Genomic DNA, 13,942 nt, shown 5'->3' with positions numbered 1-13,942 from the left:
GTGACTCTGAATCTCGTCTCACAGGAACTCGGCGAACCAGATTGTCGAAGCGGCTTCCGGCAACCATACTCCTCTCCTGAGATTGCCCACCTAGGGCACACCCCGGCCTGACGTCAGTCGGTCATTCAAAAACCGTCAGGTCAGAGTCCGCGTCGGGCACTCACTCGGTGAAGCAGTCTTAGATTCCAACCTGACGGGCCTGCTTGAAGGAACTTGGCTAGCCCGCGTCCGGTGACCTAGGCAAATGGCCCTGATTGCTCTATCGGTCTGGAGCCGGGCTGGCCTTCTCTCGCGTCTGACGGTGGGATGTCAATCCGCACATCACTAGACGACCGTCGAGGGCGGTCGTCTACGTTTGGATGAGTTCCTGCCCTGGGTTCGCCTCACGCGTTATTTCGGGGGAGTTCTTCCCTGAGCCCTTCCGCGGATCGGAGCGTTTCCAGCGCAGTGTCGTTGATTACCCCGGAGTGGATAGGTCCGGCGAGGTATGTCAGAAGGTGCAGACCGGACATGGGGTTTGACTTCGGAGCTGAAGCCCAGAGTTGGGGTGCGGCCGGGGGAGGCGTAATCAAGTTTTGCCAATTCTTTGCCAATGATCCAGAGTCGGGCAAAGCAAAGGCCCCTGCTTCCCTTGTAAATAAAGGGAAGCGGGGGCCTCGCTATCTGGCGGTGACGGTGGGATTTGAACCCACGTTGGCTTTTACACCAAACAACATTTCGAGTGTTGCACCTTCGGCCGCTCGGACACGTCACCAACCTGACTAGGGTACCGGAGCAAGGCGCCCAACCCCAAAACGGCCGCCGAAAGCGCCCCGCCGCGCCCCGCCCGCGGCACCCAAGCTTCCCCCGGCCCGCCCGCGGCACTAGATTCGTAAGCAAGATGAGCACCTCTTATAACACCAGCCCCGCACCCTCGGGCCACACCACCGCAACCGCCTACTGGACCGTCGGCCGGGAGCGGGGCGAACTCCGGAGCGCGGAACTGCCCGCCCCCGGCCCGGGCGAGGCCGTCGTGCGCTCGCTCTACTCCGGCATCAGCAAAGGCACCGAGATGGTGGTGCACCACGCCCGCGTGCCCGAGTGCATCGCCGAGGAAATGGCTGCGCCCCACCAGGAAGGCCACTTCCCGTCGCCGGTGAAGTTCGGCTACCTCTCCGTCGGCGTCGTCGAGGACGGCCCGGCGGATTGGGTGGGCAGGACCGTCTTCTGCCTGCACCCGCACCAGGACCGCTACGTCGTCCCGGTCGCGTCGCTCACGGTCGTCCCGGAGAACGTCCCGGCCCGCCGTGCCGTGCTGACCGGCACCGTGGAGACCGCGGTCAACGCCCTCTGGGAGGCCGGCCCGCGCCTCGGCGACCGGGTGGCCGTCATTGGCGCGGGGCTCGTCGGCGGCATGGTTGCCAAGCTGCTCGGGTCCTTCCCGGTGGGCAGGCTCCAGCTCATCGACGTCGACCCCGCGAAGCGCGCGTTCGCCGATACCCTCGGCGTCGACTTCAGCCACCCCGACGACGCACTGCCGGACTGCGACATCGTGATCCACTGCTCCGCCTCGCAGGCCGGTCTCGAACGCGCCCTGCAACTGGTGGGCGACGAGGGCGAAATCATCGAGATGTCCTGGTACGCTGACCGCCGCATCACCCTGCCGCTGGGGGAGGACTTCCACGCCCGGCGGCTCTCCATCCGCGCCAGCCAGGTCGGCGTCGTGGCCCGCGCCCGCCGGCACCGCCGCACCACCGCGGACCGGCTCGAACTCGCGGTCTCGCTGCTGGCCGACCCGGTCTTCGACACCTTCCTCACCGGCACGTCCGCCTTCAGCGAGCTGCCCGAGGTCGTCCGGCGCCTCTCCGACGGCAGCCTCGACGCGCTCTGCCATGTCATCGAATACCCAGCCGCCGATGCCCCAGCCACAGAAACCACGAGGTAAACCGTGTTCAGCCTGACCGTCCGCCGCAATTTCATGATCGCCCACAGCCTGCCGCGCCCCGCCTTCGGGCCGGCCCAGGGACTGCACGGGGCCACCTTCGTCACGGAGGTGACCTTCCGCCGTCGGACGCTGAATGAGGACTCGATCGTGCTGGACATCGGCGAGGCCGGCGAGGTGCTGGACGCCATCCTGGCGGACCTGAACTACCAGAACCTGGACGAGCACCCGGACTTCGCCGGCAAACTCAGCACCACCGAAGCGCTGGCCCAGTACATCGCCCACGCCGTCGCCGCCAAGATCCGCGTCGGCACCGACGGGCAGGCGCTCGCCGGCATCGACGTCACCCTGCGCGAAACCCCGGACGCCTGGGCCAGCTACTCGCTCGAGTTCGACGCCGGCTAGCAGCCCGTGGACCCAGCCGGCCTGCGCCTGGTCCTGCCAGGCAACGTGCGCCACCACTCGGGCGGGAACGCCTACAACGCCGCGCTGCTGCGCGCCGTCGCAGGCCTCGGCGTGGCGGCCGAGGCCTGCGGGGTCGACGGCGACTGGCCGGTCGGCAGCCCGGAGGACCGGCAGCGGTTCGGACGGCTGCTTGCCGACGCCGACGGCGGCCGGGTGACACTCGTGGACGGCCTGGTGGCCTGCGGGGCGCCCGATGAGCTGGAAGCGGCGGCCGGCGCCGGGGTGCCCGCCTGGATCCTGCTCCACATGCCTCTCAGCACGCACCCGGCGCTGGAACGCCGTGCCCTGCAGGCAGCGGCAGGAGTGATCTGTACCAGCGGCTCGGCCGGGGCGGACCTGCGCGAGCGGTACGGAATCGACGGGATCGCAGTCGCGCTGCCGGGAACGGCGTCCGCCCCGCCCGCCGTCGGCTCCGAGCCGCCGCATCTGCTCGCGGTGGCCGCGCTGCTGCCCAACAAGGACCAGCTGTTGCTGCTGCGCGCCCTGTCCGGGCTCACGGACCTGCCCTGGACAGCGTCCTTCGCGGGCTCGGACACGGCCGACCCTGCCTACGCCGCGCTGCTCCGGCGGGAAGCCGAACGCCTCGGCGTGGCTGGGCGCGTCCGCATCCCGGGGGAGCTGCGCGGGGCCGCGCTGGACGCCGAATGGGCCGCCGCCGACCTCAGCCTGCTGATATCGCGTGCCGAGACCTACGGGCTGGTGGTCACCGAATCCCTGGCCCGGGCCATTCCCGTCATCGTGCGGCAGGGCACGGGCGCGGTGGAGGCGCTCGCCGCAGGAACCCCCGCGGCCGCGGCCGCCCCGGGCGCGCCAGGCACAGCAGGTCTGCCGGGCGCCGCCGTCGCGCTCGCCGTCGACCCGGCGCCGCTGGCCGCCATGCTCCGCCGCTGGCTCACCGAACCTGCGCTCCGTGCCGAATGGCGGGCCGCAGCCCAGGCCGCGCGGGAGCGCCTTCCCGGCTGGGACGCCACGGCGCGGGCTGTGCTGGCGATTCTCGGAATTGAGCCGCAGGCCCACCCAACTAACTCGCAGTAGTTGCCGATTTCAGGGCCCATAACGGCACCTATTGCGAGCTAGTTGGGCGGTGCGGGTGGAGAATGACCCCATGACCACCGAGCCCATGACCGTCCTGCTGCCACCCGTCGAGAGCCTCACCCCCGGGCGGCTCCGTGCCTGGTCGTGGCACCGGCAGGGCCTGGACGGCTCGCTGGCGGGGTGCACGGCGGAACAAATCCTTGCCCGGGCAGGCTGGGCGCGGTCCGTGGGCGGGGCTAACCCGTACCTCACGCTCTTCGCCCGGGCGGGCATTCGGCGCGCACAGGTGGACGCCGACGTGCAGTCCCACCGGATCCTGGAACTCCCGACGGCCCGCGGCTGCACCTACGTGCTCGGCAGCGGCGACTTTGCGTGGGCGCTGCGGCTGGGACGGGATCCGGCTGAAGCAAGCTTCAAAGTCGTCGGCAGGCTGGGCGTGGACCGCGGCGAGATCGCGCTGCTCGAGGAGCAGGTGCTGCACACCCTCGCGGAAGCCGGTGTCCCGCTGGACCCGCGCCAGCTCAAGGACGAACTCGGGGATTCGGTGCGCAACCTTGGCGAGGAGGGTAAGAAGAAGGGTGCCGCGACCACGCTGCCCACCGCGCTCGGCATCCTGCAGGCGGACGGCCGGATCCGCCGCGTCCCGGCGACCGGCCGGCTCGACCAGCAGCGCTACGCCTACGAACCCTGGAACCTGGAGCCAAGCACCCTCAGCGACGAGGAGGTCCGTACCGAGCTGATCCGGCGCTACCTCGGCTGGACCGGAGGGGCCACCTTCAAGCAGTCGCAGTGGTTCACCGGCTTCACGGTCGCGCAGAGCAAGGCCGCGCTCGCCGCCGTCGGCGCCGTCGAAGTCCCCACGGCCGCCGGCGGGGACCCGCTCTGGATGCTGCCCGACGACGTCGCCGGGCTCGCCGTCTTCGAAGAGCCTTCCGAAGAACAAATCCAATTGCTCGCCGGAACCGATTCGCTGGTGCTGCTGCGCCGGAACGCGGCGGAACTGCTGGCCGGGGAGGAGCGGAACAAACCAGCGCTGGGCCGGCTCGCGCTGCAGGCCGACCTGCCGGACCATCCGATTCTCGACCGCGGCCGGATCATCGGCCTGTGGCAGTACGACCCCGCCGAGGAACGGATCGCCGCCTGGGTCTTCGGTGAGGCTACGCCCGCCGTGGACCGGAGGATCGCCGAGGTGGAGACCTGGATCAAGGAGGACCTGGGCGATTTCCGGGCGTTCAGCCTGGACTCGCCGGCGTCCCGGCAGAAACGGATTGACGCGCTGCGGGCGTCCACGACCGCCACCGCGGAGCGGTAGCCTCAGGCGCCTCGAACGTCGGCCTCAGGCACCGCGGTGTGCCGCGAAGAAGTCCCGCAGCAGCGCCCCGCACTCCTGCTCCCGGACGCCGCCGTACACCTCCACCCAATGGTTGAGCCGCCGTTCGCGGAGAATGTCGAACACGGAACCGGCGGCCCCGGCCTTCTCATCCCAGGCGCCGAAGACCACCCGCGGAATCCGGGCCAGCACCACGGCGCCGGCGCACATGGCGCACGGCTCTAGCGTCACCACCAGGGTGCAGTCCTCGAGCCGCCAGCCGTCGTCGTTCAGGCCTTCCAGCGCGCGGCGGGCGCGCAGCCGGGACGCTGCCTCCCCGATGGCCACCATTTCGGCGTGCGCGGTCGGGTCCCCAAGCGCCTCCCGCTCGTTGCGTCCCGCACCGAGCACCGAACCGTCGGGTCCGATCACGACCGCGCCGATCGGCACGTCCGCGGTGGCCAGCGCCCGGCGTGCCTCGGTGAGGGCCAGACCCATCCATTCCGCATGCCGGGGCTCGGGCGTAGTCATGGGTCAATGGTAGTTTCGATCCTAAGCAGGCTGTGCACCCTTGCGGTGCACCGGAAAGTCGGGAGACGGCATTGAGCACCAGGACTGAGAGCTGGCTGATGCGGCGCTGGGGCAAGTGGGTGGTGCCGTACGCCGCTTTGTGGATCACGATGCTGATCGGCGGCGTGGTCCTCGTGGCCCTGGCGCTGACCAGCGCGGAGGTCTATGACAATGTCGTGGACGACGCCGGCCTGGCCAACCTGGACAAACCGATGCTCTCCTACATGGAGCAACTGCGCAGTCCGGGCCTGGACTCCTTCGTCACCGGGTTCACGAACATCGGCGGCGGCATCGGCATGCCGATTCTGGCCAGCGTCCTGACGGCGTGGCTGATCTGGGTCTCCCGGACCTGGCGGCCGCTGATCCTGATCGGAGGTGCCGCCGCGGTTTCGGTGACTGCCACGTCACTCGGCAAGAAGCTGATCGGCCGGACGCGGCCCGACTACGCCGACGCCGTGCCGCCCTACGAGAGCTCACCGTCGTTCCCCAGCGGCCACACACTGAACACCACCGTGGTTATCGGGCTGGTGGTCTACCTCGCCTGCCTGCAGGTCAAGCGCACGATCGCCCGGGTTGGCTTCATCACAGCCGGTGTGATCTTTATCTTCGCCATGGGCATGAGCCGGGTGTACCTGGGCCATCACTGGATGACGGATGTGATCATCGGCTGGGTGCTCGGGCTGGGCTGGGTCGGGATCGTGATTCTGGCCCACAGGCTCTTCCACGTGCTGCGGCACCGGGAACACACCGGCCCCGCACCGACGTTCGACAACAAGGCCCACCTGCGCGACCGGGCCCCCGGGAGCAGCCGCGAGGGCGGAACGGACGACGCCGATACCCCCGGCCCGGCGGGACGGTCCTCGGCGTCCGAGTGATAGTTTTGACCCATGCGCACTCTCGTTGTGGACCACCCGCTGGTCGCCCATAAGCTCACCGTTCTGCGGGACAAGAACACTCCGTCCCCGGTCTTCCGCCAGCTCACCGAGGAGCTCGTCACGCTCCTGGCCTACGAGGCAACCCGCGACGTCCGCACCGAACCCGTGAGCATCGAGACTCCGGTCAGCACCACCATCGGCACGGCGTTCACCAAGCCCACCCCGCTTGTGGTCCCGATCCTGCGCGCCGGACTCGGCATGCTCGAGGGCATGACCAAGCTGGTCCCCACGGCCGAGGTCGGCTTCCTGGGCATGGCCCGCGACGAAGAGACGCTCGACATCATCACCTACGCCGAGCGCCTCCCCGAGGACCTGACGGACCGCCAAATCTTCGTCCTGGACCCCATGCTGGCTACCGGCGGCACCTTGCGTGAGGCCATCAAGTTCTTGTTCAAACGCGGCGCCTCGGATGTCACGTGCATCTGCCTGCTCGCCGCGCCGGAGGGCCTGGCCAAGCTGGAGGAAGAGCTCTCGGAAGCCAACGTGACCATCGTCCTGGCCTCGATCGACGAGAAGCTCAACGAGAAGTCCTACATTGTCCCCGGCCTGGGCGACGCCGGGGACCGCCTTTACGGCATCGCAGGCTAGGCACCACGCCGGGGGTTCCGGCGTCCGGCATCCGGGACTAGCCTGTGCCCATGGACTGGAAACTTGAACTCGTATTTGTCCCGGTGTCCGATGTGGACCGCGCTAAGGATTTTTACGTCAACAAGGTGGGCTTCAACGCCGACTACGACGAACGGCCCACCGAAGGCATCCGGTTCGTCCAGCTGACACCGCCGGGATCAGGGTGCTCGATCGCGATCGGCGAGGGTCTCAACAGTGCCCCGCCCGGCACCGCCCCGGGCCTGCAACTGGTGGTCAGCGACATCCAGGCCGCCCACAAGCAGCTGAAGGACAACGGCGTGGACGTCAGCGACGTCGACATCCAGGACTGGGGCCACTTCGTCCACTTCTCCGACCCTGATGGCAACAAGTGGGCGGTGCAATACATCCCCGGCCGTCCCAACGCCTAGCCTTACTGGGCGGGCGGACCGCCAAGGTTGCAGGCGCACGCAAGGCCCCGGATGCACTGAATCCGGGGCCTTGCGTGTCGCCGGGCCGGGGCCCGTGTGGCGGCTGTTTAGTACCAGTTGTTCGCGTAATGGAAGTTCAGGGCGCCGCAGGGCGAGCCGTACCGGTCCTGCACGTACTTCAGGCCCCAGTTGATCTGGGTCCGGTAGTTGGTCCGGTAGTCCGCGCCGGCGCTTGCCATCTTCTCCGCCGGCAGGGACTGCACCACGCCGTAGGCGCCGCTGCTGGGGTTCGTGGCGGTGGTCTTCCAGTCGGACTCCCTGGTCCACAGCTTCTGCAGGCACGGCATCTCGCTGGGAGCCCAGCCGTGGACGGGCAATTGCGCGGCGGCATAGGCCTGCGCGCCGGCCGGATCGTCGACGGCGACCGGCTGCACCGGGGCGGGGGCGGCGGCTGGGGCGACCGGCGCGGGCGGGGCTGGCGGTGCCGGGGCTTCGGCGGGCTTGACTTCCGCCGCCTTGGCTTCCACAGTGCCGGTGGAGGGGGAGGCGGGGGAGTTGCTGCCGACCTGTTCGAACTCCAACTTCTGCAGCGACGATTCCTTGGACGCGTCTGCCGTGTGGGCCGTCGTGCTGGAGGCCTGGCCCGCGGCGCCTGCGCCCAGCAGTACCGCGAGGGCGGTTGCCGCGACGGCGGCGCGCTTGCCCTTGGAGCCCGCGCGGGCGCCAATCCGGGACAGTGTCGTGCGCTTCGCCGGCTCGGCGCGGTGGCGCGCGATCGCGGCTTCGGATGCCTGTTTTGCGCCTTGTGGGCGCATGGGTACCTTGAAATGAGTCATGTTTGCCTCTCAACGCCTACGGAGTTAGCTGTCGGGTTCGGATGCAAAAATCCGGCCGCACGGAATCTCGACGTGGCGGCTTAACCCCAAGGGTGCATGGATGCAGATGCCCGGGAACTCTGGGTCCCCCGTCTCTGCCTAATCCATCGGAATCCGGGAAGCGGCAGAGTTTGGCGTCAATCCGGATATGCGGCCAGATCGATGGCCGCACCCTAAAAACGGTACCGGACTTTCCATTGGATGTCACATTTGGGTAACGGAGGCCTCGTCCAACCGCGCGGCAGCTTGCCTCTCCTAGGTCGCCGGAGCCGCCTCGGGGAGGCGGACGGCGAACTGCGTGCGGCCGGGCCCGGACGTGACGTGGACGGTGCCGCCGTGGGCCTCGACAATCGCCTGCACAATGGACAGCCCCAGACCGCTGGTGCCTTCCGCCGTCGCCGCCGGAACAGGGGAAGTGAAGGTGGCGGAGCCCGCGCGCGCCCGCGCCATGGCGGGCGCCGGTGCCTGCGATCCCGCCCGGGATGGCACTGCGGCCGGCGCCGCGGTTCCAACGGGGTTCCGGCGGGACGCGTCCGCACGGGCAAAGCGGCGGAACACCCTATCCACGAATTCGGGGGCAATTCCGGTGCCGTTGTCCGTCACCGTGACGATGGCGGTGCCGTCATTGGTGCGTTCTACCGCCGTGGTCACGGTCGTTCCCGGCTCGGTGTGCTTGCGAGCGTTGGAAAGCAGGTTCGCCAGCACCTGGTGCAATTGGGCAGCATCGCCCCGCACCACGACGGGCTCCTCGGCGAGCTCCAGCTTCCAGAGGCGGTCCGGGGCCATGACCTTCTCATCGCTGACCGTCTCGATTGCAAGCTGGGAGAGATCCACGTCGCTGAACTTCAGCGGCTGGCCCTCGTCGAGGCGGGCCAGCAGGAGCAGGTCCTCCACGAGGGTCGTCATCCGTTCCGACTGGCTCTGCACCCGGGCGAGGGATTTCTCGCCGTCCGGGGTGAAGTGCTCTGTCATGCGCATCAGTTCTGTGTAGCCGCGGATGGCCGTCAGCGGAGTCCGCAGCTCATGCGAGGCGTCGGCAACGAACTGGCGCACCTTCATCTCGCTCTGCTGCCGCGACTCAAGCGCGCTGGAGACGTTATCCAGCATCTGGTTCAAGGCGTAGCCCACGCTGCCCACCTCGGTGGCGGGGTTGGCGGCCGACGGCGGCACGCGCACCGCGAGGGCGACCTCGCCGGCGTCGAGCGGGAGGCGGGAGACTTTGGTGGCCACCTCGGAAAGGTGCTCCAGGGGTTTCATGGTCCGCCGGATCAGTGCCGTTCCGGCCAATCCGATCACGACCAGCCCGCCGGCGGAGACCAGCACCATGGTCCACACCAGCGAGGCGAGGGTGTCTTGCTTCTCCTTCAGTGGCAGGCCCGTGACGATCACGTCGCCATAGGGGGTCTGCGCGGCGACGAGGCGGTAGGCGCCGCTGGACAGGGTCCGGTCAACGGCCGGTACGTCGGGAGTGAGCGCGAGCAGGACGTCGGCGTCGGCGGCGGAGAGGGCTTTCCGGCTGGCATCCTCGGCCAGGAAGCCGGCACTGGTGACGTCGTCGTTGTGGATCCGGGCGTTGAGGGTCCCGACGGCCTGGCCGCGCGCCTCAAGCGGGTCCCGTCGCCCGTCCCCGTTGCCGGGCCGGCCGAACTCCCGGGCCCGCTCGGAGGCCTGGTCAAGCTGGGAATCCAGTTGCTTCGTCAGGAAGAGATTCATCGAGGCGTAGCTGACCAGGCCGACGGCGCCGCAGATCGCGACGAGCAGGGCCATGGCGAGCAGGACCAGGCGCGTGCGCAGGTGCCAGGTTGAGGGGCTGCGCCAGTCCCGGCCGGGGGCGGAGGGGTCACGCTCGGGGGCTGCCACGGACTAGTCCGCCGGTTTCAGAACGTACCCGGCCCCGCGCACGGTATGGATCATCGGCGGGTGGACCGCGTCGATCTTCTTGCGGAGGTAGGAGATGTAGAGCTCCACGATGTTGGCCTGGCCGCCGAAATCGTAGTCCCAGACGCGGTCCAGGATCTGGGCCTTGCTGACCACGCGTTTCGGGTTTTCCATCAGGTAGCGCAGCAGTTCGAACTGGGTCGCGGTGAGGTGCAGTTCTTCGCCGGCACGGGTCACTTCCCGGGTGTCCACGTTGAGGACAAGGTCCCCGACCACAAGCTCGGCGGTGTCCATGGCCGCGATACCGGAGCGCTGGACCAGCCGGTGCAGCCGCAGCAGGACCTCTTCCATGCTGAAGGGCTTGGTCACGTAGTCGTCCCCACCCGCTGCCAGGCCGGTGATCCTGTCCTGGACGGCGTCCTTGGCGGTCAGGAACAATGCGGGCACCTCCGGCGCGAAGGCCCGGATCCGGCCCAGCAATTCGACGCCGTCGAAGCCCGGGAGCATAACGTCCAGAACCAGCACGTCCGGCCGGAACTCCTTGGCGAGTTTCACCGCTGCCGGGCCGTCCGCCGCCACCGCCACGGACCAGCCGGCCATCCGCAGCCCCATGCTCATAAGTTCCGAGAGGCTCGGCTCGTCGTCCACCACCAAAGCGCGGATGGGAGACCCGTCCGGGTGCGTGAGGGTGGGCAGGTTGTTGGTCATGGAGTGCGAGGTGGCCATGGGACAACTCTCCAATCCGGCAGTAGGGGATGGCTTTGGGGATCCTGTGCGCCAGCTGTGAATCACAGCTTAGCGAGCTGGATCAACCCGCCGGCCGGGTTCTGCGGGTGTCCGCCCGCTGGGACGGCGGCGGCGGCGGAGTCCGGGCCCCGTGATTTTGCCGCGCCGGCGTACCGTGAACGATTTCCCGCCGGCGGAGGGGCACGCCGAACAATATTCGACAAGCTCCGGTGACTGACCGCTCGGGGGACAAAAACGAAGCATGCTTCTTTGACTGGCCAGAATTGTGACTTGCGCTACAATCGAGCTTTTTGTCTCACAATGCGGACTTTGAGGTCCATTGTTACTTGCTAGTTCTCATTGTTACGTTGCACACTTCAAATGTGAACAAGAACTCAACAGCACCTGCAGCCGCAGCTTCCTGGATCAGCGCACCAGCTGGTACCGAGATGCGTTGTTGTCGAATGCACGCCTAACTTCTACACCCCAGAACGTTTCTAGGCATTCGCCCCCAGCCCAGCGTCGGGCGCCCCTCCCCAGTTCTCATTGCGGGGAAACCAGCATTCGAGCCGCGATGACGGCCATTCACATTGAGGTAAGCATTCCATGTCAGTTGCATCCGGATACGTCCACATCTCCGTCCGTAACGCCAATAAGGCCGGCCAGGCATCCGGCCTCCGCCAGGGCTTTGGCGGCCGTCCGAGCTACAGCCCCGCGGGAGCAAGCAACAGTTTCCCCGCCCCCGGTTACGCCGCGCAGGGCTACAATCCCAACTCCTACGGCCAGTTGCGCGCCGTCCCCGCCGCCGAGGCGCCCCCGGCCACCGCGCCGACTCCGGTGATCGCCCCCGGCAACAGCAGCCCGGTCCGCCCCGTGCCCAACGACAACGTGGCCCGCGGCTTCGTGCTCTACATGGGCATCGATGAGGAAACCGCCGCCGCCGCCGGCACTTCCATTGCCAAGCTCGCCCAGGAAATCCGTGCGTACGCCCAGTCCCTCGTTGCCGGAGCCGAAAGCTACGCCGCCGTCGCCGTCGCCCCCGCGTCCGCCCCGGGATCCGCGCTCGACGTCGTCCGGTCCACCTTCGGCGACCCGACCGCCGGAGCCCGCCAGCGCGCCGACAACGCGCGGCTGCAGCAGCCCCAGGACCCGCGTCCGTCCGGCGTGCTGATCGACCTCGCCCGCCGCGAAGTGGCGCTCGACGGCGAGTCCCTGAACCTGACGTTCAAGGAATTCGAGCTCCTCAACTACCTCGTCGAGAACGGCACGCGCACCGTGGGCCGCGACGAACTGCTCGAGGGCCTGTGGCGCAATGCCGAAGAGGTTCCCAACGAGCGCACCATCGACGTCCACATCCGCCGGCTGCGCTCCAAGCTCGGCCGCCTGGCCAACACCGTGCGGACCGTGCGCGGCCAGGGCTACCGGTTCTACGAGCACCCCGAGGTTGTTGTCTGGGCCGCTCCGGAGTACTCCATCTAGCCTTAGCGTCACGCAAAGCGCCTGTCCCTTTTTGGGGGCGGGCGCTTTCGCTTTCGCGGCGCGCAGGTCGCGCGCGCCTGACGGCATTTTGCCGTGCCTTAGACACCTCCCTCGTTCCTCGGTCGGCGATGCGGCACTACGCAAAACGCCGCCCTCCGCGCGCTTTCGGGATGTGTCGCTGCGCTGCTGAGCCCTCACGAATGGCTGCCTCTCGTGGTCGGGCTGACGGAGCAGGAGCCTCCGCGGAGTTTGGACTCTGTTGCGTTTGGGGGCTTCGGCGTAGTCTCGGTCCCGTCGAGCCGACTATCGGGAGGAACCATGTCTGTTGCACGTATTACTACCCTGAGCTCCAACTCCAAAACCTCGTTTGACGCCGCCATCAAGGAGGGCGTCGAGCGGGCCAACAAGACCCTGCGCAATGTCACCGGGGCCTGGGTGAAGGAGCAGAAGGTCGAAATCAGCGACGGCGCCGTCGTGGCCTGGCACGTGGTGCTTGAGGTGACCTTCGTCCTGGACGACTGAGGCACCCTCGTGATGCGCGCCCGTGGCGAATCCCGCCGCACTAGGATTGAGCCATGAGCGCGCATCACATCAAACGGCTGGTGCTCATGCGGCACGCCAAGGCGGACTGGCCGGGCGGCGTCGCCGACCATGAACGGCCGCTCGAAGAGCGTGGACACCGCGAGGCGCCGCTGGCGGGGAAATGGCTCCTCAAACACGGCGTGGTTCCCGACTTCATCCTGTGCTCCAGCGCCCTGCGGACCAGGCAGACCTGCACCTGGGTGTGCAGCGAAGTGGGAGACAAAGCCCCGACGCCGAAACTCGAGGACGGCCTCTACGGAGCCTCCGCCCTGCGCATGCTCGCGGTCATCAACCACGTCCCGGACACGGTCACGACACTCATGGTGATCTCCCACATGCCCGGCGTGCAGGATCTTGCCATGCACCTGGCCTCCCGTGACTCCAACCATGACGCCTACATGGACGCGGCCACGCGTTACCCCACCAGCGGCCTGACCGTCTTCGAGACGGAGAAGTCGTGGGCCGAGCTCGACGGCCAGGACGCCCGGCTGACGCACTTCAAGGTGCCGCGGGCGAAGTAGCAGGCCAGCGCGGCGCCGGATTGATGGTCAGCACGCTGATTGTGTTGTTTACTGATGCTGTTATTGCTTTTACTGCCGGTGTTTTCTTAGTGACCGAGGGAAAAGGTGGATCACCGTGGATTCAGGACAGCTCGTAGGGATCATCGTCGGCATCGTGGTGGTACTCGCGATCGTCGCAGTGGCAATCTACTTCGGCCGCAGGCGCAAGACTGAGGCGGACCGGAACCGGGCCGCTGAAATGCGCGAGAGGGCGGAAGCCGACCAGCTGGCCGCCCGCGAGCACGAGGCGAAGGCGGCGCGGGCGGAAGCCGACGCGAAGGCCGCCGAAGTCGAGGCCGAACGCCTCCGCATGCAGGCGCGCGGCACGCAGCAGGAGGCGGAAACCGTCCGCGCCGGCGCCGAGGAGCAGCTCCGCCGGGCCGACGACGTCGACCCGGACGTCGTCACAACCGAACGCGGCGACGCGGCCCACCAGGGCAACCAGCCTCAGGAGGAACTGCGCAGGGACCGGGGCGACCGCGAGCGTCCGGCAGAAGCGGGGGATGCCGCAGGGTTCCGCGAGGACACGGCAGCGGAGCGGCGCGACACCGAGGGCCCGCACGGCGAACGGCCGCGCAATCTCTGACGCGC

Annotated in this window: 15 protein-coding genes, 1 tRNA gene and 1 riboswitch; of the genes, 11 read left to right on the top strand and 5 right to left on the bottom strand. The window is 68.2% G+C overall.

The window, feature by feature from the left end; all coding sequences use genetic code 11:
* Positions 1–664 precede the first annotated feature (664 nt).
* Positions 665–754 (bottom strand) — tRNA-Ser (locus ACZ5Z0_RS06875).
* Positions 755–880: 126 nt separating this feature from the next.
* Between ACZ5Z0_RS06875 and ACZ5Z0_RS06870 the strand changes: the two genes are divergently transcribed.
* From ACZ5Z0_RS06870 to ACZ5Z0_RS06855, 4 genes are all read left to right on the top strand, one after another.
* Positions 881–1,924 (top strand): zinc-dependent alcohol dehydrogenase, encoded by a 1,044-nt coding sequence (locus ACZ5Z0_RS06870; protein WP_464110449.1) that lies wholly within the window; start codon positions 881–883, stop codon positions 1,922–1,924.
* Positions 1,925–1,927: 3 nt separating this feature from the next.
* Positions 1,928–2,326, top strand: coding sequence for a 6-pyruvoyl trahydropterin synthase family protein (locus ACZ5Z0_RS06865; RefSeq protein WP_464110448.1), 399 nt, complete (start codon positions 1,928–1,930; stop codon positions 2,324–2,326).
* A gap of 6 nt (positions 2,327–2,332) precedes the next feature.
* On the top strand, positions 2,333–3,421 hold the full coding sequence (locus ACZ5Z0_RS06860) for a glycosyltransferase (RefSeq protein ID WP_464110447.1): 1,089 nt from the start codon (positions 2,333–2,335) through the stop codon (positions 3,419–3,421).
* A 70-nt stretch (positions 3,422–3,491) separates the two neighbouring features.
* Positions 3,492–4,733, top strand: a complete 1,242-nt coding sequence (locus ACZ5Z0_RS06855; RefSeq protein ID WP_464110446.1) for a DNA glycosylase AlkZ-like family protein — start codon at positions 3,492–3,494, stop codon at positions 4,731–4,733.
* A 24-nt stretch (positions 4,734–4,757) separates the two neighbouring features.
* On the opposite strand, the gene ACZ5Z0_RS06850 is transcribed toward ACZ5Z0_RS06855, so the two are convergent.
* Complete coding sequence (locus ACZ5Z0_RS06850; protein ID WP_464110445.1) at positions 4,758–5,261, bottom strand: nucleoside deaminase; 504 nt, start codon at positions 5,259–5,261, stop codon at positions 4,758–4,760.
* Between the two features lie 71 nt (positions 5,262–5,332).
* Between ACZ5Z0_RS06850 and ACZ5Z0_RS06845 the strand changes: the two genes are divergently transcribed.
* From ACZ5Z0_RS06845 to ACZ5Z0_RS06835, 3 genes are read left to right on the top strand one after another with little or no spacing between them, the layout of a single operon-like run.
* Positions 5,333–6,175 (top strand): phosphatase PAP2 family protein, encoded by an 843-nt coding sequence (locus ACZ5Z0_RS06845; protein WP_464110444.1) that lies wholly within the window; start codon positions 5,333–5,335, stop codon positions 6,173–6,175.
* Positions 6,176–6,187: 12 nt separating this feature from the next.
* A complete protein-coding gene (gene upp / locus ACZ5Z0_RS06840; protein ID WP_464110443.1) occupies positions 6,188–6,823 on the top strand; it encodes a uracil phosphoribosyltransferase in 636 nt (211 codons plus the stop codon).
* Between the two features lie 50 nt (positions 6,824–6,873).
* Positions 6,874–7,251 (top strand): VOC family protein, encoded by a 378-nt coding sequence (locus ACZ5Z0_RS06835; RefSeq protein WP_464110442.1) that lies wholly within the window; start codon positions 6,874–6,876, stop codon positions 7,249–7,251.
* 107 nt (positions 7,252–7,358) lie between these two features.
* On the opposite strand, the gene ACZ5Z0_RS06830 is transcribed toward ACZ5Z0_RS06835, so the two are convergent.
* The 3 genes from ACZ5Z0_RS06830 to ACZ5Z0_RS06820 form a co-directional block, all read right to left on the bottom strand.
* Positions 7,359–8,066, bottom strand: a complete 708-nt coding sequence (locus ACZ5Z0_RS06830) for an aggregation-promoting factor C-terminal-like domain-containing protein (protein ID WP_464110441.1) — start codon at positions 8,064–8,066, stop codon at positions 7,359–7,361.
* A gap of 19 nt (positions 8,067–8,085) precedes the next feature.
* Positions 8,086–8,273, bottom strand: a riboswitch (cyclic di-AMP (ydaO/yuaA leader).
* Positions 8,274–8,381: 108 nt separating this feature from the next.
* Positions 8,382–9,986 carry a sensor histidine kinase gene (locus ACZ5Z0_RS06825; protein WP_464110440.1) on the bottom strand — a complete coding sequence of 535 codons (1,605 nt, stop codon included), beginning with the start codon at positions 9,984–9,986 and terminating at the stop codon, positions 8,382–8,384.
* 3 nt (positions 9,987–9,989) lie between these two features.
* Positions 9,990–10,730 carry a response regulator transcription factor gene (locus tag ACZ5Z0_RS06820; RefSeq protein WP_464110439.1) on the bottom strand — a complete coding sequence of 247 codons (741 nt, stop codon included), beginning with the start codon at positions 10,728–10,730 and terminating at the stop codon, positions 9,990–9,992.
* 606 nt (positions 10,731–11,336) lie between these two features.
* Between ACZ5Z0_RS06820 and ACZ5Z0_RS06815 the strand changes: the two genes are divergently transcribed.
* The 4 genes from ACZ5Z0_RS06815 to ACZ5Z0_RS06800 all read left to right on the top strand — a co-directional run bounded on the left by ACZ5Z0_RS06815 (position 11,337) and on the right by ACZ5Z0_RS06800 (position 13,937).
* Positions 11,337–12,209: a winged helix-turn-helix domain-containing protein gene (locus tag ACZ5Z0_RS06815; protein ID WP_464110438.1), complete on the top strand. Its 873-nt coding sequence runs from the start codon at positions 11,337–11,339 to the stop codon at positions 12,207–12,209.
* Between the two features lie 318 nt (positions 12,210–12,527).
* A complete protein-coding gene (locus ACZ5Z0_RS06810) occupies positions 12,528–12,731 on the top strand; it encodes a dodecin family protein (protein ID WP_138767461.1) in 204 nt (67 codons plus the stop codon).
* A 53-nt stretch (positions 12,732–12,784) separates the two neighbouring features.
* On the top strand, positions 12,785–13,312 hold the full coding sequence (locus tag ACZ5Z0_RS06805; protein ID WP_464110437.1) for a SixA phosphatase family protein: 528 nt from the start codon (positions 12,785–12,787) through the stop codon (positions 13,310–13,312).
* Between the two features lie 115 nt (positions 13,313–13,427).
* The gene (locus ACZ5Z0_RS06800; protein ID WP_464110436.1) at positions 13,428–13,937 is read left to right on the top strand and encodes a hypothetical protein; all 510 of its coding nucleotides are present in this window, start codon (positions 13,428–13,430) and stop codon (positions 13,935–13,937) included.
* Positions 13,938–13,942 lie beyond the last annotated feature (5 nt).

This window comes from Arthrobacter sp. T2-23, from assembly GCF_055398325.1.
The sequence above is the reverse complement of the archived record's forward strand: the minus strand, read 5'-3'. Positions and strand labels throughout refer to the sequence as shown.

What these genes read in the sequence shown, in the direction of transcription:
- ACZ5Z0_RS06870 (WP_464110449.1), top strand. Translation starts at nt 881, where the DNA reads ATGAGCACCTCTTATAACACCAGCCCCGCACCCTCGGGCCACACCACC.
- ACZ5Z0_RS06855 (WP_464110446.1), top strand. Translation starts at nt 3,492, where the DNA reads ATGACCACCGAGCCCATGACCGTCCTGCTGCCACCCGTCGAGAGCCTC.
- ACZ5Z0_RS06850 (WP_464110445.1), bottom strand. Translation starts at nt 5,261, where the DNA reads ATGACTACGCCCGAGCCCCGGCATGCGGAATGGATGGGTCTGGCCCTC.
- upp (WP_464110443.1), top strand. Translation starts at nt 6,188, where the DNA reads ATGCGCACTCTCGTTGTGGACCACCCGCTGGTCGCCCATAAGCTCACC.
- ACZ5Z0_RS06835 (WP_464110442.1), top strand. Translation starts at nt 6,874, where the DNA reads ATGGACTGGAAACTTGAACTCGTATTTGTCCCGGTGTCCGATGTGGAC.
- ACZ5Z0_RS06830 (WP_464110441.1), bottom strand. Translation starts at nt 8,066, where the DNA reads ATGCGCCCACAAGGCGCAAAACAGGCATCCGAAGCCGCGATCGCGCGC.
- ACZ5Z0_RS06820 (WP_464110439.1), bottom strand. Translation starts at nt 10,730, where the DNA reads ATGGCCACCTCGCACTCCATGACCAACAACCTGCCCACCCTCACGCAC.
- ACZ5Z0_RS06815 (WP_464110438.1), top strand. Translation starts at nt 11,337, where the DNA reads ATGTCAGTTGCATCCGGATACGTCCACATCTCCGTCCGTAACGCCAAT.
- ACZ5Z0_RS06810 (WP_138767461.1), top strand. Translation starts at nt 12,528, where the DNA reads ATGTCTGTTGCACGTATTACTACCCTGAGCTCCAACTCCAAAACCTCG.
- ACZ5Z0_RS06805 (WP_464110437.1), top strand. Translation starts at nt 12,785, where the DNA reads ATGAGCGCGCATCACATCAAACGGCTGGTGCTCATGCGGCACGCCAAG.